The following is a 22,753-nucleotide window of genomic DNA, read 5'->3' on the forward strand; positions in this document are numbered from 1 at the left end:
GACCCGATAAAGATGCCGGATCGACGACTTCTGTAGGGGTGCGCGGCGGGCGCGTGGATCAGTCCCGCGGCATCGATGCGCAAAGTGGATGGATCGGTCAGTTCGATTTGGCATTCTCGGCCGATGCCGCCGGTGCGCTGCCGGATGCGCCGGCCGCAGCGTCGGGCGCGGCCGCGGGCCGGGCGCCGCCGCCGGTGAAGCGCTCGATCACCGAGCGCACCGCGTCGCGGGTCTTGCGATCCTTCACCGCGTCGAGCAGCGGGGCGGATGCCGGCGAACGGCGGATCAGACTTTCCGGATCGGGGAAGATCAAGGGATCATCCCACGGACCCTGGATCACGAACGGCAGGTCGAACGCGGTGCCGCCGGCCGACGCCGAGGTCAGGCTGGCGACGCCCTTGAGATCGTATTCGCGCGACGGCACCGAGGCGGTGCCGGTCAGCGTGATCTTCGCCGCCGGGCTCACGACATGGATATCGTCGGCGGTGGCGACGCCGTCGGCGAATTTCACGGATATGCTGAGATTGTCATAGGGCGTCGAGCCGGAGCGGAAATTGCCGCCGCCGGACAGCGGCCGCTTCTCCAGCCGCCGCAGCAGCTGCTCGACATTGAAGCCCGCGATCGCGCCGTCGTGCCCGTTCAGCGTGGCGGTCCCATCCAGCGATGACGCGAGCCCGAACGGGCTCGAGCCCGAGGCCGTCAGCGAGACGTTGAGGTTGCCGCGGCCGGAGAGCTTGTTGATGCCGAACAATTCGCCGGCGCAGGCCTGCAGATCGACATCGGTGAACTGGAATTGTGCCCTGACGTCGGCGACCGCATCCGAGCGCGCGATCGCGAACGAGCCCTTGGCGATGCCGCCATACATCTGCGCCTCGCCGACGCTGAGCGCGAGCGCGCCGCCGCGCAGATTGGCGCCGAACGCGGTGCGGCCGAGCTTGGACGGGCCGACCGTCACCTTGGCGGCCGACAGCCGCATGTCGAGATCGGTCGACGACAGCGAGGACAGGTCGAACAATTGCCGGTTCCAGTCGCGCTGGCCGCTGGCCAAAAGGCGGAACGTCGAGATGTAGGGCGTGAAGTCGAGATTGCCGGCGGCAAGCGTCGCCTGCAAGGTCTGCCGGCCGTTATTGGCGTAGGTCATCACGCCCTCGGCGACATTGCCGTCGAGCTCGACATTGACATTGGTGAGCGCGACCGAGCCGCCGACCACATTGGCGCGGGCCTTCAGCGCGAAGCGGCCGAAGCCGCCACCGCCGCCGGGCGGCGCCTGTCCCATCCAGCGCAACGCATTGCGCAGCGACGGGCTATCCATGGTGGCGGTGCCTTCCATCATCAGGCTGGTGCGGTTGGCGACGGTTCCGTCGAATGCAACCTTGAGCGGCGCGCTACTGAGCCGGGCCTTGAGGCCGGAGCGGTCGCCCGACAGCAGCGCGACGAAATCGCTGGCGCTGATCGAGCCGTCGACGCGCTCGCCGCGCCAGTCGAACTGGCCGGTCGCGGCAAAGGAGCGCGAGATCGACGGCCAGGCCAGCGACAGGTCGATGTCGCCGAGCTTCTCGGAGATGCGGTTGGTGCCGTCCTCGTAATTCAGCTCGCCGTCCTGGATCCGGATCTCGGAGAACGACACCTGGTTCTCGGCGCCGGGCGTCATCGCCTTGGCGATGGTCTCGACGAACGGCGTCCAGTTGCTCTCGCCGGCGCCGTCGCGGACCACATGGATATGCGGGCGGAGCATCATGACGTCGGCGATTTCGAACCGCCGCAGCAACAGCGGCAGCAGGCGCAGATTGGCGGTCAGCACGTCGACCTGCAAAGCCGGGTCGGTGGTCGCGGCGCCCTTCAGCCCGACATTGTGGAAGGAGACATAGCTGCCCGGAAATACCGACACGTCGATCGGGCCGTTGACGACGAGTTCGAGCCCGGTCACCGCGCGGATCTGCGCTTCCACCGCGCGCTGCAGCGCGTCCCGGTTGAGGAACCATGACGTTCCGACCAGGCCGATGACCGCCAGGCCGAAAAGCGCCGCGATCGGCATCCCCAGGCGCTTAATTCCTTGGGCCATCGTCAATGACATATCCGGGTCGGGTTGAGGTCTGTCGGGTCGTCGTCGAACACAGCGGGCTCTCGCCGGAGGCCCCTGCCAACCCCCGCAACTTGAAGGGTTTTCTTGACGCTTTCAAGGCCATGTTGCCGCCCGAGGCCGCCGCCCGTCGCCGCACCGGGGCCTGATTGACGCATTGCGAAGATTTCGCCTAATAATCCGCATTGCCACAGCCGTTCCGCGCCCTCCATCAGGTATTCGCTGCATGAACAAAGTTTATCCCGACGCCAAATCGGCACTCGATGGTCTCCTCAAGGACGGCATCATGATCATGTCGGGAGGCTTCGGCCTTTGCGGCATCGCCGAGACCCTGTCCGACGCGATCCGCGATTCCGGCGTCAAGGGCCTCACGGTCGTTTCCAACAATGCCGGCGTCGACGGCATCGGCCTCAGCCGGCTGCTGGAGACCCGCCAGATCAAGAAGATGATCTCGTCCTATGTCGGCGAGAACAAGTTGTTCGCCCAGCAATATCTCGCCGGCGAGCTCGAGCTCGAGTTCAACCCGCAGGGCACGCTGGCCGAGCGCATCCGCGCCGGCGGCGCCGGCATCCCGGCCTTCTACACCAAGACGGGCGTCGGCACGCTGATCGCCGAAGGCAAGGAAGTGAAGGAATTCGACGGCGAGAAGTACATCATGGAGCGCGGCCTGTTCGCCGACGTCGCCATCGTCCACGCCTGGAAGGGCGACACCGCCGGCAACCTGGTCTACCGCAAGACCGCGCGCAATTTTAATCCGATGATGGCGACCGCCGCGAAGGTCACCGTCGCCGAGGTCGAGCATCTGGTGCCGGCCGGCGAGATCGACCCGGACCACATCCACACCCCCGGCATCTTCGTCAAGCGCATCATCGAGGTCGGCACGGCCAAGAAGCGGATCGAGTTCCGCAACACCCGTCCGCGGCCCGCCGCTTAATTCATCCCTCTTCAGGAGAGCCTCATGGCCTGGACCCGTGAACAGATGGCCGCCCGCGCCGCCAAGGAGCTGCGCGACGGCTATTACGTCAATCTCGGCATCGGCATCCCGACGCTGGTCTCGAACTACATCCCCGCGGGCATCGACGTCAGCCTGCAGAGCGAGAACGGCATGCTCGGCATGGGCCCGTTCCCCTATGAGGACGAGGTCGACGCCGACCTGATCAATGCCGGCAAGCAGACCGTCAGCGAATTGCCCTCGACCAGCTATTTCTCCTCGGCCGAGTCCTTCGGCATGGTGCGCGGCGGCCATATCGATCTGTCGATCCTCGGCGCCATGCAGGTGGCGCAGAACGGCGACCTCGCCAACTGGATGATCCCCGGCAAGATGGTGAAGGGCATGGGCGGCGCGATGGATCTCGTCGCCGGCGTCAAGCGCGTCGTCGTGGTGATGGAGCATTCCGCCAAGGACGGCCCCAAGCTGCTCAAGCAGTGCAATCTGCCGCTGACCGGCGAGCGCGTGGTCGACATGGTCGTCACCGATCTTGCGGTGTTCACCATCGACAAGCACGGCAAGGACGGCATGGCGCTGATCGAGCTCGCCGACGGCGTCACGCTCGACGAGGTCAAGGCCAAGACCGAGGCGGAATTCCGCGTCGCGCTGAAGAACACCTGAGATAATCGCTGCGGGACGATCCCAGATCCGTCCCGCACGATCCGACGATGCCGGCGTCGAGGCGATAGCCGCCACGCCGGGTTTTCACAGATTTACGCGGATGATTTGAGTGGGGTCATACGGCGACCACACAAGCCGCTGTCGTCCCTGCGAAAGCAGGGACCCATAACCACGAATGGTTATTGTTGTTCGACCTTGAACGACGAGTCTCGCCCACGACATCCGCCGCGGAGTATGGGTCCCTGCTTTCGCAGGGACGACGGTGATGATGCCTCTCGACTCATCGCCTCACAGCACACGCGGCGACCATAGATATCGCTTTCGCAAGGACGACGATGAGGATGGTTCGCTATGGGTGCGATCCATGCCGCAGGCCTTGCTCCGCCTGCGCCGCGATGGCAGGATTACCCCAATTTGTGCAGGATCGGTCACGGCCATGCCGCTCATCCGGATTTGGGTCTACGACGGCATCCTCGCTTCGGGTGTTGCGGGTATCGTCGACGTGTTCACCGCCGCCAATTCGGTGACGGCGAGGCGGCCCCAACGCGCCAGCGGCAAGCCGTCACAGCTGCGGTGGCGCGTCGAATCGCTGACTGGCCGGCCGGTCGAGACCGCCTCCGGCCAGGTCGTCGGCGTCGATGGAGCGATCAGCGCGCGATCTGCGGCGGATGCGGTGGTGGTTCCCGGGCCGTTCGTCGGTGATATCGAGCGGTTCTTCGAGCGGCTCGATACGGTCGAGCCGCTGCTCGCCGCGCTGCGGCGGCAACATGAGCGCGGCACGTTGCTCGCATCGTATTGCACCGGCAGCTTCATCCTCGCCGAGGCCGGCCTGCTCGACGGCAGGATCGCTACCACCCATTGGGCGAAAGGGCGGGCATTCGCGATGCGCTATCCGGCGGTGGATCTGCGCGTCGCCGAGATTCTCACCGAGCAGAACCGGATTGTCTGCTCGGGCGCGGTGACCACTTCCCTCAATCTCGCGCTGCGGCTGGTCGAGACATTCACCGGCGCCGACGTGGCGACCGAGACCGGCAAGTTGATGCTGATCGACGGCAATCGTGTTTCGCAGGCATCCTATGCCAGCCGCACGCGCGACACGCAGCACTGCGACGCACTGGTGGCGCGGGCGCAAAGCCTGATGGAGAAGTCGCTGCAACAGGGCTTCAGTCTCGCCAAGCTGGCCCGTGACCTTTCAGTCAGCGAGCGCACCTTGAACCGCCGCTTCAAGCTCGCGGTCGGCGAGGCCCCGCTGCAATATCTGCAGGCGCTGCGGGTCGACGTGGCCAAACGCCTGATCGAATCCCGACGGCTGAAGCTTGACGCGGTCAGCGCGCGCGTCGGCTACAACGATCTGTCGACCTTTCGCCGCCTGTTCAAGCGCGAAACCGGGCTTTCGCCGCGCGAATACCAGCGCCGGTTTGCGCCAGCCGCCGCGCGCACGGCACGAGCCGCCTGACGACGCCATGTCCGAATCTGCCCCAAGATTGGCGATACTGCCACTGCTGCGGGAGGCGTCCCGCGCATAGACCTCGTCCTGGCAACAACAGGAGGTCTCTCAATGCCGATGATCGACGTGACAATTCCCGAAGGAGCCCTGAGCCCGGAAGCCGAAGCGCGGCTCATCAAGGAACTCGGCGATATCCTGATCGGTCACGAAGGGTTCGATCCGGCCAACAGGATTGCGCAAAGCGTCACCGTTGTCTTCCTGCATCGGCCAGCCGCAGTTTATGTGGCGGGCCAACCCTCGCCATCGCCGCGCTACCGGATCGTGCCGACCGTGCCGGAAGGTCAGTACACCGAAGCCTCGCGCGCGGCTCTGGTGAAGGACGTGACCGACGCAGTGGTGCGAGCTGATGGCGGTTCGTTCGAGGATGTCGCGGCGCAGGTGTGGGTGTTTCCGACCGAGGTGCCGGATGGCCAGTGGGGCAGCCGTGGCGTGATCCGACCGCTGCCGGACATCCAGGCCTTCATTGCAGGCGAGCACGAGCGCAAGGTCGGCGAGGCGCGGCTCGCGCGACGGCGGCGCGTCAAGGCGCTCGAATTGCTGGCGGGTGCGCTCGACGCCGCACGCAGGGGCGTCGAGTAAAGCGGGCGCAGCCGTGACAATCGATCCGCATTTCCGGCTCGCGGCGATCCAGGCCGCCGCGGTGCCGTTCGATCGCGAGGCTTCGGTGGATAAGGCCTGCCGTCTGATCAGCCAGGCCGGCGCCATGGGGGCCACGATTACCGCCTTCGGCGAGACCTGGCTGCCCGGCTATCCGTTCTTCTGTCATGCGATGCGCAGATCGCGCGGATGAGGGCCGCGATCAACGAGAAGGTCTAGGCGGAGACGGCGGCGCGTGACGGCGCTTCGTCATGCAAAAAAGTGCGCCAGGCCAATGCATGGCAGCGTGCAAAGCTGCGTCATCTGTGATCGCACTCACATCAGCAGCCGAGACCACAGCAGCCCTGGAAGCGATTTATTTGTCGTCGGCGTGTCGCGTCAGGCCAAACGCTTGTCGCAATAGTCCAAGTGTTCGGGGGCAAGTTGCGGCAAGAGAAGGTGTTCTGGCGTTTGGCTGCGTGCACATCGCAAGTGTGTCACATCAGCAATCCGGCCAACAAAAAACAAAATCGAGATCGAAGCAGGGCGCGGCTGCGGCAGGGCACGTGTGATCTCGCGACATACGTCGCGCCGCCGCAGTCGTCTTTGCCCTCCGATTGTCTCCATCATCGAGGACCGTTCCGTGATTAAGCTCTTTCGCCGCTCGTTCGTTGCCGGCCTGCTGTCGCTTGGCCTGGCGTTGCTGTCATCTCATGGCGTTCGGGCAGAAGCCCAGGCGCAGGGCACCGACACCATTCTCGTGCTCGATGCATCCGGCTCGATGTGGGGCCAGGTCGACGGGCAGAGCAAGATCTCCGCCGCAAGGCAGGCGGTCGATGCCATCCTGTCAAAATGGAATCCGGCCGATCGTCTCGGCGTGATGGTCTATGGCCATCGCTCGAAGGGCGACTGCAAGGACATCGAGCTGATGGTGCCGGTCAGCAAGTTCGATCCGGCGCGGATCAAGGCCGCGGTCGACGGCATCAACCCGAAGGGCCGGACGCCGATTGCGGATTCGCTGCGCGCCGCCGCCGAGGCGCTGCATTCGACCGAGAACAAGGCCAACGTGATCCTGGTCTCCGACGGCATCGAGACCTGCGCGCCGGATCCGTGCGGCGCCGCGGCCGAATTGAAGAAGGCCGGCATCGGCTTCACCGCCCATGTCATCGGCCTCGATGTCGCCGATCCCGCGGCCAAGAGCCAGCTGCAATGCATCGCGCGCGCGACCGGCGGCGTCTATCTCGATGCCGGCAATGCCGCAAGCCTGACCGGCGCCTTGACCAAGGCAGTGGCGGCGACGCAAGGCAGCAAGGTCGCAAGCGAGGCGCCGGCGAAACCGGTGGTGGCCGATCCCTATCTCGGCAAGAACATCCGCGGCGTGGCGCGGCTCGCCGAAGGGCTCGATCCGATCAGCGACGAGGACGTCAACTGGGGTATCTACAAGCGTGCCGGCGACGAGAAGGGCGAGCATGTCAACACCTTCTACGGTGCGCCGTTCGCCGACAACATCGCGCCCGGCGACTACCTCGTCGAGGTCAGCTATCGGCAGCTCAAGCGCGAGTTTTCGCTTCTGGTGGAGAAGGGCAAGCCGGCCGTGCTCGATGTCATCCTCAACGCCGGCTACGTCACCAGCGAAGGCGCGGTGACCGGTGGTGCGGGCAAGGTCGATGACGTGGTCTGGCAGGTCTCCGACAAGGGCGGCACGCTGGTCGCGCAGGAATATGACGCGGTGCCGCGCTTCGTGCTGGCCGCGGGCAATTACACGCTGACCCTGACCAAGGGACAGTCGAAGACCAGCAAGCCGTTCTCGGTCGCCGCCGGTGATGCGAGCAACGTCCAGCTCACGCTCGACGTCGGCAAGCTGATCGTGACCTCGACCTATGCCGAGGGCGGTCCCAAGGTCGAGAAGGACATTGTGGTCGCGGTCTATCAGCCGGCCAAGGCCGACGGCGACGAGGGCGAGAAGGTCGCGCAGGGATACGACGCCGAATCCAGGTTCGATCTGCCGAGCGGCAGCTACGACGTGACGGCTGTGGTCGGCGAGGCCAAGGGCACGGTGCGCGCGGAGGTGAAGTCCGGCGCGCCGACCCGGATCAACGTCAACCTCAACGCCGGCGTGGTCGGGGTCAAGACCGACGGCGCGCAGGAGATCGATATCCTCGGCGCCGAGCGCGACCTCAATGACGAGCGCAAGCGCTTCTCGGTGAGCTATGACCCGGCCACCAACGTCGCGCTTCCCGCCGGCGACTATGTCGCCGTCGCCATCTATGCCGACGGCCAGAAGGTCGAGAAGCCCTTCTCGATCACCGCCGGCAAGCGCCAGACGGTGGAGATCAAGCAGCCGTAGGCAATGCGACGTCGCGGTGGCGTGAGGTGAGCACGCCGTACGGCTCCCTCCCCCGCATCCGCCTTCGCCAAGAGGCTTCGGCGGACAAGAGGGGGAGGGAACCCACCCGCCGGTGCGTCCCTTACATCCGCACCTGCCGACAATTTGAGCAGATCGCCCAGCTAATCCGTTTCATCTCCGCGGCATCTCTGCCTAGTCTGGCTGACACGGAGGCGAACAGCATGCGCGCGATCCTTGATCACTGCACCGGCGGCAGCAAGCGCAGCCTGCCGGCCGGCACGGATTTCGTCGAGGAGGGTGGCAAGACCGGGCACCTGTTCGTGCTGCTCGAGGGCAAGGTGGAAGTCATGAAGGGCGACAGCCTGGTCGCCGTGATCGATGAGCCCGGCGCGGTGTTCGGTGAGATGAGTGTGCTGCTCGATCGGCCGCACAGCGCGAAGGTGCGCACGGCATCCGACTGCGTGTTGTATGAATTCGACGATGCGGCGTCGTTCCTGCGCGAGCAGCCGGCGGTGGCGCTGTTGATCGCGCAGCTGTTGGCGCAGCGGCTTCACGTCGCGACGACCTATCTGGCCGACCTGATGCACCAATATGCCGACCACGGCACCCATCTGGCGATGGTCGGCGAGGTGCTGCAAAGCATGATCAACCTGCCGCCGATGCAGGTCGCGCCAGGCTCGGATCGGCAATCCGATCCAAGGATATGAGCCAGTCCGGCGCCTCGCGCACCGGCTCTGCCGGCCGTGACAACGGCGCCTTGAGATCGACGATCTGCGCGTCGCCGGCGGCGTGCCAGAAGGCTTTCTCCTGCGCGAGATCGAGCACGATGTAGACCGGCGGCCGGCCGGGCTGCAGGCCGGTGTTGAACACCCAGGTCGGGCCGATCCGGTCGAACCACGAGCCGCTTGGAATGAACGGCGATTGATGGACGTGGCCCGAGATCACCATCGCCGGATGGTGGCGCTCGATCCAGTGCAGCAACTCGACATCGCCGAAGAAGCGCTTGCCGCCCCAGCTGATCGGCGAATCCGCCGGCGGGGCGTGATGGACCCAGACCCAGCGTCCGTGCGGCATCGCCGCTGCCGCACGCAGCTGCTCGTCGATCCGCGCCTTGACCATCGGGCCGTCCCACCACGGGCACACCGTGAACAGCGTGTCGCCGATGGTCAGATTGTCGCCGTCGCAGGCGACGCCGAACTCCCTAATGCCGGCGATCCAGCGCGCGATCTTCTCGCCATCCGCGCTGCGCTCGTCCAGATCATGATTGCCCGAGCAGAAGATCACGCGCGTCAGACCGGCGAGCCGCGACAGATATTTCGTGACGACGACGATCTGGGCCCGGTAATCCACCGCCGAGCCGAGGTTGAGCGCATCGCCGGCGAAGATCACGAGATCGAATTGCGGCGCCGCCGCCAGCAGCCAGTCGAACTGCGGCAAGGAGTAGTGCAAATCGGCAACGACGAGACAGCGCATCCGCCGGATCCAGCGCCCGGAAAGCGGGCGTCCACATGGAAATGAATTATTCAAACAATCCAAATCGCAGCAAGATCTATGCCGCGCCACGCGGAAGAGGCGCGACAGATTCTCGCAGTGTCCTGCAAGACGTTCGCGTGCTTGCTTGCACACCAAGTAAGGTGAGCACGCTGCGCGGGCTCACCCTCCCTTGCGGGAGAGCGTGGGGAGAGCATATGGAAATTCCCGAGCCTCTTCCGCGGCTTGGTTTACATGTGGGCTTGCACGACGGGCACGCGCACAGGAATCGTAGCGAGAACAAGACGGAATCGAAGCGCGAAGGGCTGAGATGCTGCCCGAGAGCAGCGTCGTCGCACGTGCTGATTGCGATTGGTTTTCTCCATATGCGATAGCCCTACCCGCAAGGCCGGAAGGAGCCCTGCCGCCGGTGGCTTCCTTACAGTGGTCGCACCCTCATGGTGAGATCGTGCCGGCTACCCTTCGTGCCCCACCGCCAGAATCGTCACCGCACGCGTCTGGTGGCTTGGCGTCTGGAAATCGATGGTCTGGCCGACCGACAGTCCGATCAGTGCGGCGCCGACCGGCGTCAGCACCGAGATGCGGCGGAGCGCGATGTCGGCTTCGTGCGGATAGACGAGCACGACCTCCCTGACGTCGCCGGTCTCGTCGTCGCGGTAGCGCACGCGCGAGCCCATGCGGACCACGTCATGCAGGTCGGCATCGTCGGCGACGAGCTGGGCGCGGTCGGTCTCGCGCGCGAGGAACTGGGCGACGCGGGGAAACACCGCCATGCTGGAATCGGCCAGCGCGCTGAGGCGATGCGCCTCGCTCGCGGTGATCACGATCGGCGGCAACGCCGCGGCGGCAAAATTGGTCTGAATGGGTCGGGTCATGTCGATTTGACCTTGATCGGAGACGCACCAACGCCGGCGCGAATGTCACACGCGACGCAACGGGCTGAAATGATTTTGGATGACGCTTAAGGGAATCCGGACGGCGCGCGATCGCCGGCCGGCTAATTGCCTGCGTGCAGACGTCCGGCGCGCAAACCGAGGCGCGCAATGCGGGTGTCGATGCTCAGCATGTCGATCATGGCACCATCAACATAACCTCTGATCACGCCGCATCCATTGCGGCGAAAGCGCGCACGCGTCATTGCGGCAAGCGGCCATGATCAGGGCTGGCCGATGCCGGTGAGGCCGAGCATCGCACCAGCGGCGAGCGCGATCAGCGGATGGATGCGCGTCGTGGTGGTGGCGATCGCGACGCCGGCCGCGATCAGGATCGTGCCCCAGCTCGAGGTCGAGCTATGGGTGATGATGATGGCGCTGGCGGTGACGAGGCCGGCTGTCACCGGCACCAGCCCGGCCTGCACGGTGCGGCGCCAGGGCCGGTCCTTGAACCGTTCCCAGAGCTGAAGCGCGAAGCCGGTGACCAGCGATGACGGCCCGAACTTGGCGAGCGAGGTCACCAGCACGCCCGAGAAGCCCGCGACATGCCAGCCGACCAGCGGGACCACCATCATGTTCGGCCCGGGCGCGGCCTGCGCCAGCGCGAACAGCGCGCCGAATTCCTGCGCCGTCATCCAGTGATGGATGTCGACCACCTGGCGCTGCATCTCCGGCAGGATGGTGTTGCCGCCGCCAAAGGCGAGCAGTGAGAGTTCGGCGAAGATCAGCGCGAGCGTAACGAGGGTTGCGGTCATGACGCCTGCCTCGAGCGGAGGACGATGCTGAGCGGCGCGAGCGTCAGCAGCGTCGGCAGCAGCGGCAGCCGAAACACCGCGATCGCCAGCACGCAGAGCGCGCCGATGAGGAGACCGAGCACATCGCGCCGCAACGGCCAGGCGATCTTGATCGCGGTAGATATCAGAAGGCCGGCTGCTGCGGCGGCGAGGCCGCCGAACAAATGACGGACGACCGGGTCGTCGGCGAAGCGGCCATAGATCACGCCGAGCCCGATCACGACCGCGGTCGGCACCGCGATCAGGCCGAGGATTGCTGCGAAGGCGCCGGGGATGCCGCGAAACTTCAGCCCGACCGCGACCGACATGTTGATGATGTTGCCGCCGGGCAGGAACTGGCAGAGCCCGAGCAGGTCGGTGAACTCGGCACCGGTGAGCCAGCCGCGCTTCTCCACCATCATGTGGCGCGCCAAGGGCAGCACGCCGCCGAAGCCGGTCAGTCCGAGGATGAAGAAGCCCGTGAATAACTCGCCGACATCGGGCGCGACATGCTTGGTGGTCGGCGCGGCGGGTATGGCGTCCATCGGCGGGGCGGCTCCGGTTCGTTGGTTGTTGAGCCGACTTTAGTTGGCTGCGTGCCAAATATCCAATATATGGATTGAGCAATTTGCATACATTTTAGATATGGATCGACCGATGATCGAGCTGCGCCATCTTCGCTATGCCGTCGCGGTCGCCGAGGAAGGCCATATCACCCGCGCCGCCGCGCGGCTTGGCATCCAGCAGCCGCCGCTGAGCCAGCAGATCCGCGCGCTGGAAGCTGCGATCGGCGCGCCGCTGTTCCGCCGCCAGCCGCGCGGCGTCGAGCTGACCGCCGCCGGCCGCGCCTTCGTCGGCAAGGCGCGCGCGATCCTGCGCGACACCGAGCTTGCGGTCGAAGCCGCGCGCCGCGCGAGCCGCGGCCAGGAGGGCCAGCTCGCGATCGGCTTCACGTCATCGGCGGCGTTCCATCCCTTCGTCACCGGCGTGATGCGCGAGATGCGCGAACGGGCGCCGGCGATCACGCTGTCGCTGGAAGAGGCCTCGACCGGCGAGCTGATCGAAGCCGTCGAGGCCGACCGGCTCGATGCCGCCTTCGTGCGTTCGCCGAGCGAGCGGCTGGAGAATTTCACGATCACGCATCTGCTCGACGAGGAGATGCTGGTGGCGTTGCCCGACCATCATCCGCGTGCCCGCAAGGACGCGCGGCGGCGGATTGCGCTGGCCTCTCTCGCCGAGGAGCCGCTGATCCTCTACCGCCGTCCGACCGGGCCCGGCCTCTACGACAGCATCATCGCCGCCTGCCGCGCGGCGGGCTTCAGCCCGAAAGTGGCGCAGGAGGCGAGCCGGATGGTGTCGACGCTGAGCCTCGTCGCAGCCGGGCTCGGGATTTCGATCGTGCCGGAATCGATGGCGCGGCTGGAGACCGCTGGCGTCTCCTATCTCCGCCTCGACCGCGCCGCGGGCTTGGTCGCGCCGCTGGCGCTGGCGCGCAAGAAGGGCCCCGCCGCCGGCACACTCGGCCGCCTGCTCGCCATCGTGACGCGCCGGGTGAAGGACCGCGCCGGGGTTTGACGGCGCGTTGCGCACCGAACGTGCCCGGTGGCGCGGAATGTGGGCGGTTTGGCGAACGCGTGCGTCCCGGCGCGGCTAGATAGCCTGCATCGAAGCCGGTCGCCCGCGCGTCGATCGCAACAGCCCAGTTGCGTCTGGCGGCGCCGGCTTCAATCACCACCGTGAAAGGCAGTTCCAATGGCACGTTTTCCTGTCCATACGCACGACTCCGCACCGGAAGCCTCGAAGTCTTCCCTGCGTGACGTCGAGGCGCGGTTTGGCATGATCCCCAATCTCGCGGCGACGATGGCGACGTCGCCCGTGCTGATCCAGAGCTTCATCGGCATCTTCGACAAGGTGCACGGCGGCAGCTTCACCGAGCAGCAGATCCAGACCGTGCTGCTCACCGACGCGGTGACCAATCGTTGCACCTGGGCGGTTGCGCTGCATTCCACGCTCGGCTTGCAGGCCGGCCTGGCTGCGGCCGACGTCGAGGCGATGCGCGCCGGCCGCTCGCCCGCCGACAGGCAGCTCGGCGCGCTCTCGACATTGGCGAGGTCGCTGATCGAAAAGCGCGGCCGGCTCGACGAAGACGAGATCGAGCGATTCCTGGCGGCCGGATTCCCGAGGGATCTCGTGCTTGAGGTGATCAACATCGTGGCGGCGTCGACCATCACGAACTACACCGGCAGCGTCACCAATCCGCCGCTGGAGGCGGCCTTGCAGGCGCATGCCTGGAATGGCTGAGCCGCTTCACCTGAAGCCGCATCGCTGCGCGCCGGCCATGAGGCCGGCGTGCGTTTTGCGACGCGGTCCTGATCAGCCTGCAAATCTGGCGCGGTAGTCCTGCGGCGTGGTCGCCAGCAAGCGCATGAAGCTGCGGCGCATCGTCCCTCGGAGCCGAAACCGCAGCGCTGTGAAATCCGTTTGATCGGCAGGCGGGTCTCCGAGAGCAGGTGGCGCGCGCCCTCGACCCGCAATCGCTCGATCGCGCGCGCCGGCGTCAACCCGGTCGCATCGGCGTAATGCCGGCTGAAGCTGCGCTCGCTCATGCCGGCCTGTTTCGCCAGCGTCGCAAGCGAGAGGTCGTCGGCCAGATGGCCGCTGATCCAGTCATGCAGCGCGCCGAACCTGTCGTCGGTGGTTTGCAGCGACAGCACTTCGCTGAACTGCGCCTGTCCGCCGGGCCGCTTGAGAAACACCACGAGATAGCGGGCGACGGCGAGTGCCGTTGCGCGGCCGAGGTCGTCCTCCACCAGCGCCAATGCCAGATCGATGCCGGAGGTGACGCCGGCCGAGGTCCAGAACGATCCGTCACGCACGAAGATCGGATCGGACTCGACGCGGACGTCGGGAAAGCGCTCGGCGAGCTCCTGCCAGAATCCCCAATGGGTCACGGCGCGACGGCCATCGAGGGCCCCCGACGCGGCGAGCAGGAACGCGCCGGTGCAGACCGACGCGGTGCGGCGGGCGTCGCCTGCGCGCTTGCGCACCCATTCGACCAGCACGGCGTCCGCCGCCGCGGCGTTGACGCCGTCGCCGCCCGGAATCACCAGCGTGTCGACCGCGCTGCCGATGCTCGGCAAGGGATTCACCGCGAGCCCGACGCCGGCTGATGCCTGGACCGTGGGACCATCCTTTGCAACGACGCGAACCTCGTAGGGCTCGGCATGGCCTGCCTTGGCCGACAGCGCGTTGGCGGACGCGAACACCTGCAACGGCCCGGTGACGTCGAGCAACTGCACCGCCGGATAGGCCAGCACTTCGATCGCGCGGCGCGCTTTTGGCGGAGAATGTGGGGCTTTTGGCGTCATCGCCGAAGCGTGCCGCGCTAGATGGGCTTTGTCCATAGTGCAAGGAAACCTCAAGGGAAGTTCGATGATCGCTCATGATGTCCACCTGCGGATCGGGTCGCTGCTGTTCGAAGACATCGATCAGATCGACTTGACCGGTCCGTTCGAGGTGCTGTCGCGGATTCCGAATTCGACCTACCGCATCTACGCCAAGACCATGGCGCCGGTCCGCGACCTCAAGGGATTGCGGCTGACGCCGGATGCCACGCTGGCGGAAGCACCGCCGCTCGACGTGCTGCATGTGCCCGGCGGCTTCGGTCAGGAGGCGCTGATGGAGGATGAGGAGGTCCTACGCTGGATCCGCGAACAGGCGGCAGGCGCCTGCCGCATCTTCTCGGTCTGCACCGGCGCGCTGCTGTGTGGGGCGGCCGGGCTGTTGAAGGGGCGCAGGGCGACGACGCATTGGGCATCGTTTCATCTGCTGCCGTTGTTCGGCGCCACGCCGGTGAACGAGCGCGTCGTGGTGGACGGAAGTTTTGTCTTTGCCGCCGGCGTTACCGCCGGCATCGATGGCGCGCTGCGGCTGGCGGCCGAACTGCGCGGCGACGACGCGGCGCGGGCGATCCAGCTCTATATGGCGTATGCGCCGGAGCCGCCGTTCGACAGCGGCACGCCGGAGACCGCGCCGCCCGAGATCCTGCAACAGACCCGGCAAGCGACGCGCGCGATCACGATGCAGCGGGAAGAGACCGCACGCCGCGTCGCCGCAAGGCTGGGTGTCGTCGTTGAAGAGAACTAGTTCCCCGGCTCGAAGCTGCAGTCGGCGCCGCCGCCGGCCTGATCCTTGATCGCTGCCGGATCGAGCGTGCAGGACAGCTTCGACAGCGCCTCGTAGATCGTTCCGGCAGCGGCGTCCCCAGGCACGCCCGCTAGCGCCACGGTGGCGTAGATCGCGTTGGCTTCGCGTCCCTTCACGGTATGGGTCCTGCTGCCGAATGTCAGCTCGCAGGAGCGCGAGGTGATGGCGACATTGCTGGCGCGGCAGACCACCTTGTCGGCGGTGACGACGATCTTCCTGGTGATATGGACATTGCTGTCGCCGCTAAAGAACGCGGCGACCGCCTTCTTCTCCTTGGCCGGCAATGACGAATAGGGCGCCACCACGCCGGCTAGCGCCAGCGCGACCGAGCCGGACGTGGTCGCGGGTGCGGCCCAGGCCGCGGCCGAGGCCAGCGACAATGAACATGCCAGGATCGTCAGTCGGCCAAGTCTGATTCCAATCCTGATTCCAAGCCTCATTCCCGTCTCCTGTTGCGACGCATTTCGCGGCGCGGAATCGCTAGCACGTCCCGCGATCCGAATGGGTGACGTCATTCACATGCGATCCCGCAACTTCGCGTGAGGGCGGCTGCGCGCACAGGGCAGCCCCGCGCGCACCCGCTTGCACGATCGCGCCATCGGCGGCACAGTCCGTGTCGCGGCAGCGATGCCGCCAACAATGAAGACAAAGACAATCCCGGGGAACGCCATGGCGGCCACGCGCATCGACTGCGACATCCATCCCGCGGTGGGGGGAACGCGCACCACGCTGCTGCCTTATCTCAGCGATCACTGGAAGGAACAGGTGGTCAGCCGCGCCATCGACGGGCTCGACCTCAATTCCTATCCGCCGTCGATGCCGCTGTCCGGGCGCGCCGACTGGCGACCGGCCGACGGCAGCAAGCCCGGCAGCGATCTCGCCATGGTGCAGCGCGGCGCGTTCGACCAGCTCGGCGCCAGCCACGCCATCTGCAACGTCGTCTATGGCGCGCAGGCGGTGTTCGATTGCTACATGGCCGCGGACTTGTGCAAGGCGATCAACGACTGGATCGCGGCCGAGTGGCTGGCGAAGGACACGCGGCTGCGCGCCTCGATCGTGGTGCCGATCCAGGCGCCGGATCTCGCCGTCGAGGAGATCGAGCGCCGCGCCGGCGACAACCGCTTCGTGTCGGTGCTGGTGCCGTCGCAGAACGAGACGCTGCTCGGGCGGCGGCACTACTGGCCGATCTATCAGGCCGCAGAGAAATACAGGCTGCCGATCGCGATCCACGCCGGCAGCGCCTATCGCGGCGCGCCGAGCTCGATCGGCTGGCCGTCCTATCGCTACGAATATTATCTCGCGGAAGCGCAGGCGTTCCAGGCGCAGGCGCTGAGCCTGATCTACGAGGGCGTGTTCGGCAAATATCCCGGGTTGACCGTGGTGCTGATGGAGTCGGGCGTCAGCTGGCTACCGGCCTTCATGTGGCGCGCCAACAAGACCTGGCGCGGTGTCCGCGTCGAGGTGCCCTGGGTGGAGCGCGAGCCGGCCGCGATCATCCGCGACCATTTCCGCGTCACCATGCAGCCGTTCGACGCGCCGATGGATGCAACTGCGGTCGCCGACATCATCGACCAGATCGGCTCCGACAAGATGTTCCTGTTCGCGTCCGACTATCCGCACTGGCAGTTCGATGGCGACGATCCGGTCCCGCCGCATCTTCCTGATAGTATCGTCAGGCGGATGTGCGAGGATAATCCGCTGGAGACGTTTCCGCGTTTGAAGCTCGACGCCTGACCATGACGAAGCTCGACGCCACATCGGCGGTGCCACACCTCTCCCCGATGGGGAGAGGTGACAGCTACACAGACCAGATTCAATGGAGGATCGCATGAGTGATGTCATCGACCGCCCGATGCTCGACCAGGAGAAGTCCGCCGCGACTCGGCTCAAGATCATCGACTGCGATATCCATCCGAGCATCCATTCGCACAGCGACCTCAACGAGTTCCTGCCGAAGCGCTGGCAGCAGCATCTGAAGGAATATGGCAGCCATCTGCGCACGCCCTATATCGGCACCACGCCGTATCCGCGCTCCTCGCCGCTGATCGCGCGGCGCGATGCCTGGCCGCCGACCGGCGGCGTGCCCGGCTCCGATCTCGATTTCATGCGCAAGCAGCACCTCGATCCCTTCGATGTCGAGTTCGGCATTTTGCAGGTGCTCGATCTCTTCATCTTCTCGCAGCAGAATCTGGAATTCGGCGCCGCGATCCAGCGCGCCATCAACGACTGGCAGCTCGCCTTCTGGGCGCATCGCGATCCCAGGCTGAAGGCCTCGATCCTGGTCGGGCAGGACGGCTCCGACCTTAGCCTCGCCGAGATCGAGCGCTGCGCCAAGACAGGCGAATACATCCAGATCAACGTCTCGCCGCGCGCCAACGAGCCGCTCGGCCGCCGCCGCTACTGGCCAATCTATGAACGCGCGCAAGAGCTCGATCTGCCGCTCGGCATCCATGTCGGCGGCTATGGCGGGCACGCGCCGACCGGCGGCGGCTGGCCGTCCTATTATTGCGAGGAGCACCAGTCGAACGCGCACACGGTGGCCTCGAACCTCGCGAGCCTGGTGCTGGAAGGCGTTCCGGAGCGCTTTCCGAACTTGAAAATCGTGTTCATCGAGGGCGGCTTCGGCTGGATCCCCGCCACGATGTGGCGGATGGACCAGCATTTCGACCGCTTCCGCAGCGAGGTGCCGCATCTCAAGCGCAAGCCGAGCGAATATGTGAAGCAGAATTTCTGGTTCACCACCCAGCCGATCGACGAGCCGGATGAAGCGAAGCATCTACGTCAGCTGATCGAATGGGTCGGCATCGACCGGCTGCTGTTCTCGTCGGACTATCCGCACTGGGACTATGACGACGCGCGCTACGCCTTCAAGACGCCGCTGACCGAGGCCGAGCGGCGCAAGATCTTCAATGCCAACGCCCGCGCGGTTTACAAATTCTAGGACGCAGATGACTTTGCTTCGAATCGAGCCGCGACCTCCGCGTCACCTCGCCCCGCGTGCGGGGAGAGGCGTAGGCCGCCTTGGGCGGCCGTTCCTAAGAACGCCGAAGCGGGGCTTCGGCTATGACGCATCGCTTGATGCGTTCCGGGCGAGGGGGAGTCTCCGCAAACTCAGCTATTGCCGGCTACGCGGAGACAGCCCCTCACCCCAACCCTCTCCCCGCATCCGCCTTCGCCCGAAGGCGAGCTTCGGCGGACAAGAGAACGGGGCGAGGGAGCGCACTGCCGCCGCTATGCGACTTACTCTCATCACGCATTAGGTTTCCCGATGACCCGTCACATCGTCGCGCGCACAAGCGAAATTCCTGCCGGCGGCAACAAGGTGTTCGGCCTCGAGGGCCGCGACATCGTCGTGTTCCATGTCAATGGCGAGTTCTTCGCGCTGCTCAATCGGTGTCCGCATGAGGGCGCACCGCTGGAGAAGGCGGCCTGCGTCGCGCGCCTGACCTCGCCGGAGCCCGGCATCTATCAGCGCGACCGCGTCGGCGAGATGCTGCGCTGTCCGTGGCACGGCTGGGAATTCGACATCCGCAACGGCCAGTCCTGGTTCGATCCGACCCGGTTCAGGATCCGCTCCTATCCGGTCGCGGTCGAGAGCGGCGCCGTGTTGCAGAAGGGGCCGTATGTCGCCGAGACGTTTCCGGTGCACATCGAGGACAATTACGTGATCGTCGAGGTGTAGGCGGCACTTCGCCATTATTGCATGGTAAGCAATAATGAAGTGACAATAACGACGATTATAATAAGATGTGCAATGCGTCATCTTGAAGTCGCGGCCGGGATCACCCGGCCCACGACATCAGGAACGGCACCATGAAGCTCTATCACTTTGCTCTCTCCGGCCACGCGCATCGCGCGCGGCTGTTCATGTCCCTGCTGGGCATCCCGCACGAGCTGGTCGAGGTCGACCTGAAGTCCGGCGCGCAGAAGACGCCGGACTACCTCACCCTCAATCCGTTCGGCCAGGTGCCGGTGCTCGACGACGACGGCACCATCATTCCCGACTCCAATGCGATCCTGGTCTATCTTGCGACCAAGCTCGGCCGCACCGACTGGCTGCCGCGGGATGCAAAGGGCGCCGCTGCCGTGCAACGCTGGCTATCGGTCGCCGCCGGGGATCTGGCGTTCGGACCAGCCGCAGCGCGGCTCGTCACCGTGTTCGGCGCCAAGTTCAATCCGGAAGACGTGATCGCGCGCGCCCATGTCCTGCTGAAGCGGCTCGAAGCCCATCTTGCCAACCGCGACTGGCTGGTCGGCGCGCAGCCGACCATCGCCGACGTCGCGCTCTACAGCTATCTGTCGAGCGCGCCCGAAGGCAATGTCGATCTCTCCGCCTATCAGCGCGTTGTCGCATTCCTGCGCCGGATCGAGGCGCTGCCGGGATTCGTGCCCTTTGCCAAGACCCCCGTCGGTCTGGCGGCGGCGGCGTGACAGGCTGACCGGGCGTGCCTCGACGGAGCGCCCGTCCAAGCCCCGACATGGAGGGCGAGGCGATGAGCGACAGGCGAACCAAGCGCAAGCTGCCGGCCTGGCATGCCGGCGAGAAGGCGATCCAGCAGAAGGCCGGCGTTGCCGAGAAGATGGAGGCGGTCGGCCAGCGCGCGGTGCGCGACTTCATGCCCGACCAGCATCGCGACTTCTTCGCGCAGATTCCATTCGTCGTCGTCGGCAGCGTGGATCAAGGCGGTGACGCATGGGCCTCGCTGCTGGCCGGCCGGCCCGGCTTCATCGCCTCGCCGACGCCGCGCAGCCTCGAGATCGCTGCGCGGCCAGATCCCTCCGATCCCGTCAGCGCGGGCATGCGCGAGGGCGACGCCATCGCGCTGCTCGGAATCGAACTGCACACAAGGCGCCGCAACCGTGCCAACGGGCTGCTGCGCGCATCGTCCGGCAACGCGCTCAGCTTCGACCTCGATCAGAGCTTTGGCAACTGCCCGCAATATATCCAGCTGCGCGATTTTGCCTTCGTGCGCGCGCCGGATCAACCGTTCACGGGCGAGATCGAACAAAGCACGACGCTCGATCAGGCCGCGCGCGACATGATCGCGGCGGCGGATACGTTCTTCGTGGCGTCCTATGCCGAACGCGAGGACCGCCGCCAGGTCGACGTCTCGCATCGCGGCGGCAAAGCGGGCTTTGTCCGCGTTGCCGATGACGGCACGCTGACTGTTCCCGATTTCGCCGGCAATCTGTTCTTCAACACGCTCGGCAATATCCTCGTCAACGGCAAGGCCGGGCTGGTGTTTGCCGATTTCGAGACCGGCGACTTGCTGCATTTGACCGGCGACGCCGAGGTGATCCTGGATTCGCCTGACATCGCGGCGTTCCAGGGCGCCGAACGTCTGTGGAGCTTCCGTGCCCGCCGCGCGGTGCGCCGGCGCGGCGCGTTGCCGCTGCGCTGGGCGTTCCGGGCCGACGGCTGGTCGCCGAATGTGCTGATGACCGGCGACTGGGCGCAGGCCGCCGATCGCATCCGCGCAAGCGAGCTTGCGACGCAGTGGCGTCCGTTCAAGGTGACCAGGATCGTCGACGAAAGCCGGTCGATCCGCTCATTTCATCTCCAGCCGGACGACGGCGCGGGGCGGCTTCCGCACCAGGCGGGACAACATCTGCCGATCCGTCTGTCATTGCCCGGCGCCGACAAGCCGGTCATCCGCACCTACACGCTGTCGGTCGCCCCGTCCGACGGCATGTACCGCATCAGCGTCAAGCGTGACGGCCTGGTGTCGCAGCATCTCCATGACACTCTTCATGTCGGCGACATCATCGAAGCCCGCGCGCCGGTGGGCGGCTTCACGATCGATGCGCGCGAGAAGCGGCCCGCGGTGCTGCTTGCCGGCGGCGTCGGGATCACGCCGCTGCTCGCGATGCTGCGCCACGTGGTGTATGAAGGGCTGCGCACCCGCGGCATCCGGCCGACCTACCTGTTCCAGGCCGCGCATGCCAGGGCGGATCGCGCCTTCGGCGACGAGTTGCAGCAACTCGCCGACGCCGCCGGCGGTGCCGTGCGGATCATCCGCGTGCTCAGTGACATCGACGGCGCCGAGCAGGGCACCGACTACGATGCCGCGGGGCGGATCGACGTGGCGTTGCTGTCGCGCGTGCTGCCATTCAACGATTACGATTTCTATCTGTGCGGGCCGCCGCAGTTCACCCAATCGCTCTACGACGCGCTGCGCGGCTACAACATCGCCGACAACAGGATCCACGCCGAGGCGTTTGGTCCTTCGTCGCTGGTGAGGAAGCCGGACGTCGCCAGTACGGGGCTGCCGCGGCGGCCGCCGGCAACCGCGTCGGTGCCGGTCGCCTTCACCGCATCGGCGAAGGAAGCGCGCTGGACGCCGGAGTCGGGAACGCTGCTCGAACTCGCGGAGGCGCGCGGTCTCAGCCCCGCGTTCAGCTGCCGGGAAGGCAATTGCGGAAGCTGCCGGACCCGATTGCAGGCCGGCGCGGTGACCTATCTGAAGCAGCCGACTGCCGAAGCGGCCGATGACGAGGTGCTGATCTGCTGCGCAGTGCCGGCGAAGCCGGATGGCGACGGGGAGAATCGGATCCAGCTCGATCTCTGATCAGTCGCACTGCTGCGCGGTACCTCGGTGGCCGCTTCGTGCTGCATCACGATTCTCCTTCCGTCGTCATTGCGAGGAGCGGCAGCGACGAAGCAAACCATCTAACCGTGTCTGCGGGCAGATGGATTGCTTCGCGGAGCCTGTCATCCGGCGGCGCTTCGCGCCGACCGGGTGGCTCGCAATGCCAGCAGAATTCGTTCACAGCCTTTCGGGACAAGCAAAAAGCGTCCCGCTGAAAGATTAGCCCATGCTGCCCGGCATGAAGCAGCGCGGCCTCGGGTGGCCGTTCAGGTAATACGGCCAGACCATGGTGTGGCCGGCGCGATTAGGTCCGGTGACGACGGCTTCATCGGGAACGTCGACCCATTCGCCGTCCAGGCGGACACGGTAGTGGCCGTCCTTGGTGTCCCAATCCGCGTCATCGACGCGCGTCGCGTCGGTGCCGTCGCAGCAGGGCCCTTTTCCGCTCTGCAGGCTCTCATACCAGCCGTTCAGCTCGGGATGGTCGTGATCATGGGCCCGGGACGGGCCGATTGCCGGCATCGATAGCAGGGCGGTAAGCACCGTGAGCGTCATACGCAAGCGCGATCTGTTCATCTGGTTCCCAATTCCGGACGCCCATGTCAGGCCAATCCGGAAATGGTCACCAGGTTCCTCACATCA

General features: G+C 66.0%; 22 protein-coding genes and 1 pseudogene. 15 read left to right on the plus strand and 8 right to left on the minus strand.

Annotated features, from left to right (window positions below; translation table 11 throughout):
- Window positions 1-97: 97 nt before the first annotated feature.
- A complete protein-coding gene (locus ACVMB0_RS13940; RefSeq protein WP_461346620.1) occupies window positions 98-2,062 on the minus strand; it encodes an AsmA family protein in 1,965 nt (654 codons plus the stop codon).
- A 244-nt stretch (window positions 2,063-2,306) separates the two neighbouring features.
- On the opposite strand from ACVMB0_RS13940, the gene ACVMB0_RS13945 reads away from it, so the two are divergent.
- The 7 genes from ACVMB0_RS13945 to ACVMB0_RS13975 all read left to right on the plus strand — a co-directional run bounded on the left by ACVMB0_RS13945 (window position 2,307) and on the right by ACVMB0_RS13975 (window position 8,826).
- Window positions 2,307-3,014 (plus strand): CoA transferase subunit A, encoded by a 708-nt coding sequence (locus ACVMB0_RS13945; protein ID WP_076861290.1) that lies wholly within the window; start codon window positions 2,307-2,309, stop codon window positions 3,012-3,014.
- Window positions 3,015-3,038: 24 nt separating this feature from the next.
- Window positions 3,039-3,689, plus strand: a complete 651-nt coding sequence (locus tag ACVMB0_RS13950) for a 3-oxoacid CoA-transferase subunit B (RefSeq protein ID WP_106330010.1) — start codon at window positions 3,039-3,041, stop codon at window positions 3,687-3,689.
- Between the two features lie 265 nt (window positions 3,690-3,954).
- Window positions 3,955-5,145 carry a GlxA family transcriptional regulator gene (locus tag ACVMB0_RS13955; protein ID WP_461346621.1) on the plus strand — a complete coding sequence of 397 codons (1,191 nt, stop codon included), beginning with the start codon at window positions 3,955-3,957 and terminating at the stop codon, window positions 5,143-5,145.
- Between the two features lie 102 nt (window positions 5,146-5,247).
- Window positions 5,248-5,775 carry a tautomerase family protein gene (locus ACVMB0_RS13960; RefSeq protein WP_461346622.1) on the plus strand — a complete coding sequence of 176 codons (528 nt, stop codon included), beginning with the start codon at window positions 5,248-5,250 and terminating at the stop codon, window positions 5,773-5,775.
- Between the two features lie 13 nt (window positions 5,776-5,788).
- Window positions 5,789-5,986, plus strand: coding sequence for a nitrilase-related carbon-nitrogen hydrolase (locus ACVMB0_RS13965; protein ID WP_461346623.1), 198 nt, complete (start codon window positions 5,789-5,791; stop codon window positions 5,984-5,986).
- A gap of 429 nt (window positions 5,987-6,415) precedes the next feature.
- Window positions 6,416-8,119, plus strand: a complete 1,704-nt coding sequence (locus ACVMB0_RS13970) for a vWA domain-containing protein (protein ID WP_461346624.1) — start codon at window positions 6,416-6,418, stop codon at window positions 8,117-8,119.
- A 221-nt stretch (window positions 8,120-8,340) separates the two neighbouring features.
- Complete coding sequence (locus ACVMB0_RS13975; RefSeq protein ID WP_456750287.1) at window positions 8,341-8,826, plus strand: Crp/Fnr family transcriptional regulator; 486 nt, start codon at window positions 8,341-8,343, stop codon at window positions 8,824-8,826.
- Here the strand turns inward: ACVMB0_RS13975 and ACVMB0_RS13980 are convergent.
- The 4 genes from ACVMB0_RS13980 to ACVMB0_RS13995 form a co-directional block, all read right to left on the minus strand.
- Window positions 8,765-9,592, minus strand: a complete 828-nt coding sequence (locus ACVMB0_RS13980; protein ID WP_461346625.1) for a metallophosphoesterase family protein — start codon at window positions 9,590-9,592, stop codon at window positions 8,765-8,767. The genes ACVMB0_RS13975 and ACVMB0_RS13980 overlap by 62 nt on opposite strands.
- Window positions 9,593-10,065: 473 nt before the next feature.
- A complete protein-coding gene (gene rnk / locus ACVMB0_RS13985) occupies window positions 10,066-10,485 on the minus strand; it encodes a nucleoside diphosphate kinase regulator (RefSeq protein ID WP_461346626.1) in 420 nt (139 codons plus the stop codon).
- A gap of 281 nt (window positions 10,486-10,766) precedes the next feature.
- The gene (locus tag ACVMB0_RS13990) at window positions 10,767-11,297 is read right to left on the minus strand and encodes a chromate transporter (protein ID WP_461346627.1); all 531 of its coding nucleotides are present in this window, start codon (window positions 11,295-11,297) and stop codon (window positions 10,767-10,769) included.
- Window positions 11,294-11,860 carry a chromate transporter gene (locus ACVMB0_RS13995; RefSeq protein ID WP_456750283.1) on the minus strand — a complete coding sequence of 189 codons (567 nt, stop codon included), beginning with the start codon at window positions 11,858-11,860 and terminating at the stop codon, window positions 11,294-11,296. The genes ACVMB0_RS13990 and ACVMB0_RS13995 overlap by 4 nt, the downstream gene beginning before the upstream one ends.
- Before the next feature lie 115 nt (window positions 11,861-11,975).
- Here ACVMB0_RS13995 and ACVMB0_RS14000 point away from each other — a divergent pair, with 115 nt between their 5' ends.
- On the plus strand, window positions 11,976-12,890 hold the full coding sequence (locus ACVMB0_RS14000) for a LysR family transcriptional regulator (protein WP_461349650.1): 915 nt from the start codon (window positions 11,976-11,978) through the stop codon (window positions 12,888-12,890).
- Window positions 12,891-13,067: 177 nt separating this feature from the next.
- Window positions 13,068-13,616 (plus strand): carboxymuconolactone decarboxylase family protein, encoded by a 549-nt coding sequence (locus tag ACVMB0_RS14005; RefSeq protein WP_461346628.1) that lies wholly within the window; start codon window positions 13,068-13,070, stop codon window positions 13,614-13,616.
- A gap of 72 nt (window positions 13,617-13,688) precedes the next feature.
- Here the strand turns inward: ACVMB0_RS14005 and ACVMB0_RS14010 are convergent.
- Window positions 13,689-14,683, minus strand: a pseudogene (locus ACVMB0_RS14010) (GlxA family transcriptional regulator).
- A 64-nt stretch (window positions 14,684-14,747) separates the two neighbouring features.
- On the opposite strand from ACVMB0_RS14010, the gene ACVMB0_RS14015 reads away from it, so the two are divergent.
- A complete protein-coding gene (locus ACVMB0_RS14015) occupies window positions 14,748-15,461 on the plus strand; it encodes a DJ-1/PfpI family protein (RefSeq protein WP_456750280.1) in 714 nt (237 codons plus the stop codon).
- Here the strand turns inward: ACVMB0_RS14015 and ACVMB0_RS14020 are convergent.
- Entirely contained in the window at window positions 15,458-15,961 is a 504-nt protein-coding gene (locus ACVMB0_RS14020; RefSeq protein WP_461346629.1) for a hypothetical protein, read from the minus strand. The genes ACVMB0_RS14015 and ACVMB0_RS14020 overlap by 4 nt on opposite strands.
- Before the next feature lie 229 nt (window positions 15,962-16,190).
- On the opposite strand from ACVMB0_RS14020, the gene ACVMB0_RS14025 reads away from it, so the two are divergent.
- The 5 genes from ACVMB0_RS14025 to ACVMB0_RS14045 all read left to right on the plus strand — a co-directional run bounded on the left by ACVMB0_RS14025 (window position 16,191) and on the right by ACVMB0_RS14045 (window position 22,090).
- On the plus strand, window positions 16,191-17,255 hold the full coding sequence (locus tag ACVMB0_RS14025; protein ID WP_461346630.1) for an amidohydrolase family protein: 1,065 nt from the start codon (window positions 16,191-16,193) through the stop codon (window positions 17,253-17,255).
- A gap of 94 nt (window positions 17,256-17,349) precedes the next feature.
- A complete protein-coding gene (locus ACVMB0_RS14030) occupies window positions 17,350-18,462 on the plus strand; it encodes an amidohydrolase family protein (protein WP_461346631.1) in 1,113 nt (370 codons plus the stop codon).
- Window positions 18,463-18,789: 327 nt separating this feature from the next.
- Entirely contained in the window at window positions 18,790-19,203 is a 414-nt protein-coding gene (locus ACVMB0_RS14035) for a Rieske (2Fe-2S) protein (RefSeq protein WP_461346632.1), read from the plus strand.
- 131 nt (window positions 19,204-19,334) lie between these two features.
- On the plus strand, window positions 19,335-19,952 hold the full coding sequence (locus ACVMB0_RS14040; RefSeq protein ID WP_461346633.1) for a glutathione S-transferase family protein: 618 nt from the start codon (window positions 19,335-19,337) through the stop codon (window positions 19,950-19,952).
- Between the two features lie 62 nt (window positions 19,953-20,014).
- Entirely contained in the window at window positions 20,015-22,090 is a 2,076-nt protein-coding gene (locus ACVMB0_RS14045) for an FAD-binding oxidoreductase (RefSeq protein ID WP_461346634.1), read from the plus strand.
- A gap of 240 nt (window positions 22,091-22,330) precedes the next feature.
- On the opposite strand, the gene ACVMB0_RS14050 is transcribed toward ACVMB0_RS14045, so the two are convergent.
- The gene (locus ACVMB0_RS14050) at window positions 22,331-22,687 is read right to left on the minus strand and encodes a hypothetical protein (RefSeq protein WP_461346635.1); all 357 of its coding nucleotides are present in this window, start codon (window positions 22,685-22,687) and stop codon (window positions 22,331-22,333) included.
- Window positions 22,688-22,753 lie beyond the last annotated feature (66 nt).

It is taken from the genome of Bradyrhizobium sp. USDA 4451 (assembly GCF_054822585.1).

What these genes read in the sequence shown, in the direction of transcription:
- ACVMB0_RS13940 (WP_461346620.1), bottom strand. Translation starts at nt 2,062, where the DNA reads ATGGCCCAAGGAATTAAGCGCCTGGGGATGCCGATCGCGGCGCTTTTC.
- ACVMB0_RS13945 (WP_076861290.1), top strand. Translation starts at nt 2,307, where the DNA reads ATGAACAAAGTTTATCCCGACGCCAAATCGGCACTCGATGGTCTCCTC.
- ACVMB0_RS13950 (WP_106330010.1), top strand. Translation starts at nt 3,039, where the DNA reads ATGGCCTGGACCCGTGAACAGATGGCCGCCCGCGCCGCCAAGGAGCTG.
- ACVMB0_RS13955 (WP_461346621.1), top strand. Translation starts at nt 3,955, where the DNA reads ATGATGCCTCTCGACTCATCGCCTCACAGCACACGCGGCGACCATAGA.
- ACVMB0_RS13960 (WP_461346622.1), top strand. Translation starts at nt 5,248, where the DNA reads ATGCCGATGATCGACGTGACAATTCCCGAAGGAGCCCTGAGCCCGGAA.
- ACVMB0_RS13975 (WP_456750287.1), top strand. Translation starts at nt 8,341, where the DNA reads ATGCGCGCGATCCTTGATCACTGCACCGGCGGCAGCAAGCGCAGCCTG.
- ACVMB0_RS13980 (WP_461346625.1), bottom strand. Translation starts at nt 9,592, where the DNA reads ATGCGCTGTCTCGTCGTTGCCGATTTGCACTACTCCTTGCCGCAGTTC.
- rnk (WP_461346626.1), bottom strand. Translation starts at nt 10,485, where the DNA reads ATGACCCGACCCATTCAGACCAATTTTGCCGCCGCGGCGTTGCCGCCG.
- ACVMB0_RS13990 (WP_461346627.1), bottom strand. Translation starts at nt 11,297, where the DNA reads ATGACCGCAACCCTCGTTACGCTCGCGCTGATCTTCGCCGAACTCTCA.
- ACVMB0_RS13995 (WP_456750283.1), bottom strand. Translation starts at nt 11,860, where the DNA reads ATGGACGCCATACCCGCCGCGCCGACCACCAAGCATGTCGCGCCCGAT.
- ACVMB0_RS14005 (WP_461346628.1), top strand. Translation starts at nt 13,068, where the DNA reads ATGGCACGTTTTCCTGTCCATACGCACGACTCCGCACCGGAAGCCTCG.
- ACVMB0_RS14015 (WP_456750280.1), top strand. Translation starts at nt 14,748, where the DNA reads ATGATCGCTCATGATGTCCACCTGCGGATCGGGTCGCTGCTGTTCGAA.
- ACVMB0_RS14020 (WP_461346629.1), bottom strand. Translation starts at nt 15,961, where the DNA reads ATGAGGCTTGGAATCAGGATTGGAATCAGACTTGGCCGACTGACGATC.
- ACVMB0_RS14025 (WP_461346630.1), top strand. Translation starts at nt 16,191, where the DNA reads ATGGCGGCCACGCGCATCGACTGCGACATCCATCCCGCGGTGGGGGGA.
- ACVMB0_RS14030 (WP_461346631.1), top strand. Translation starts at nt 17,350, where the DNA reads ATGAGTGATGTCATCGACCGCCCGATGCTCGACCAGGAGAAGTCCGCC.
- ACVMB0_RS14035 (WP_461346632.1), top strand. Translation starts at nt 18,790, where the DNA reads ATGACCCGTCACATCGTCGCGCGCACAAGCGAAATTCCTGCCGGCGGC.
- ACVMB0_RS14040 (WP_461346633.1), top strand. Translation starts at nt 19,335, where the DNA reads ATGAAGCTCTATCACTTTGCTCTCTCCGGCCACGCGCATCGCGCGCGG.
- ACVMB0_RS14045 (WP_461346634.1), top strand. Translation starts at nt 20,015, where the DNA reads ATGAGCGACAGGCGAACCAAGCGCAAGCTGCCGGCCTGGCATGCCGGC.
- ACVMB0_RS14050 (WP_461346635.1), bottom strand. Translation starts at nt 22,687, where the DNA reads ATGAACAGATCGCGCTTGCGTATGACGCTCACGGTGCTTACCGCCCTG.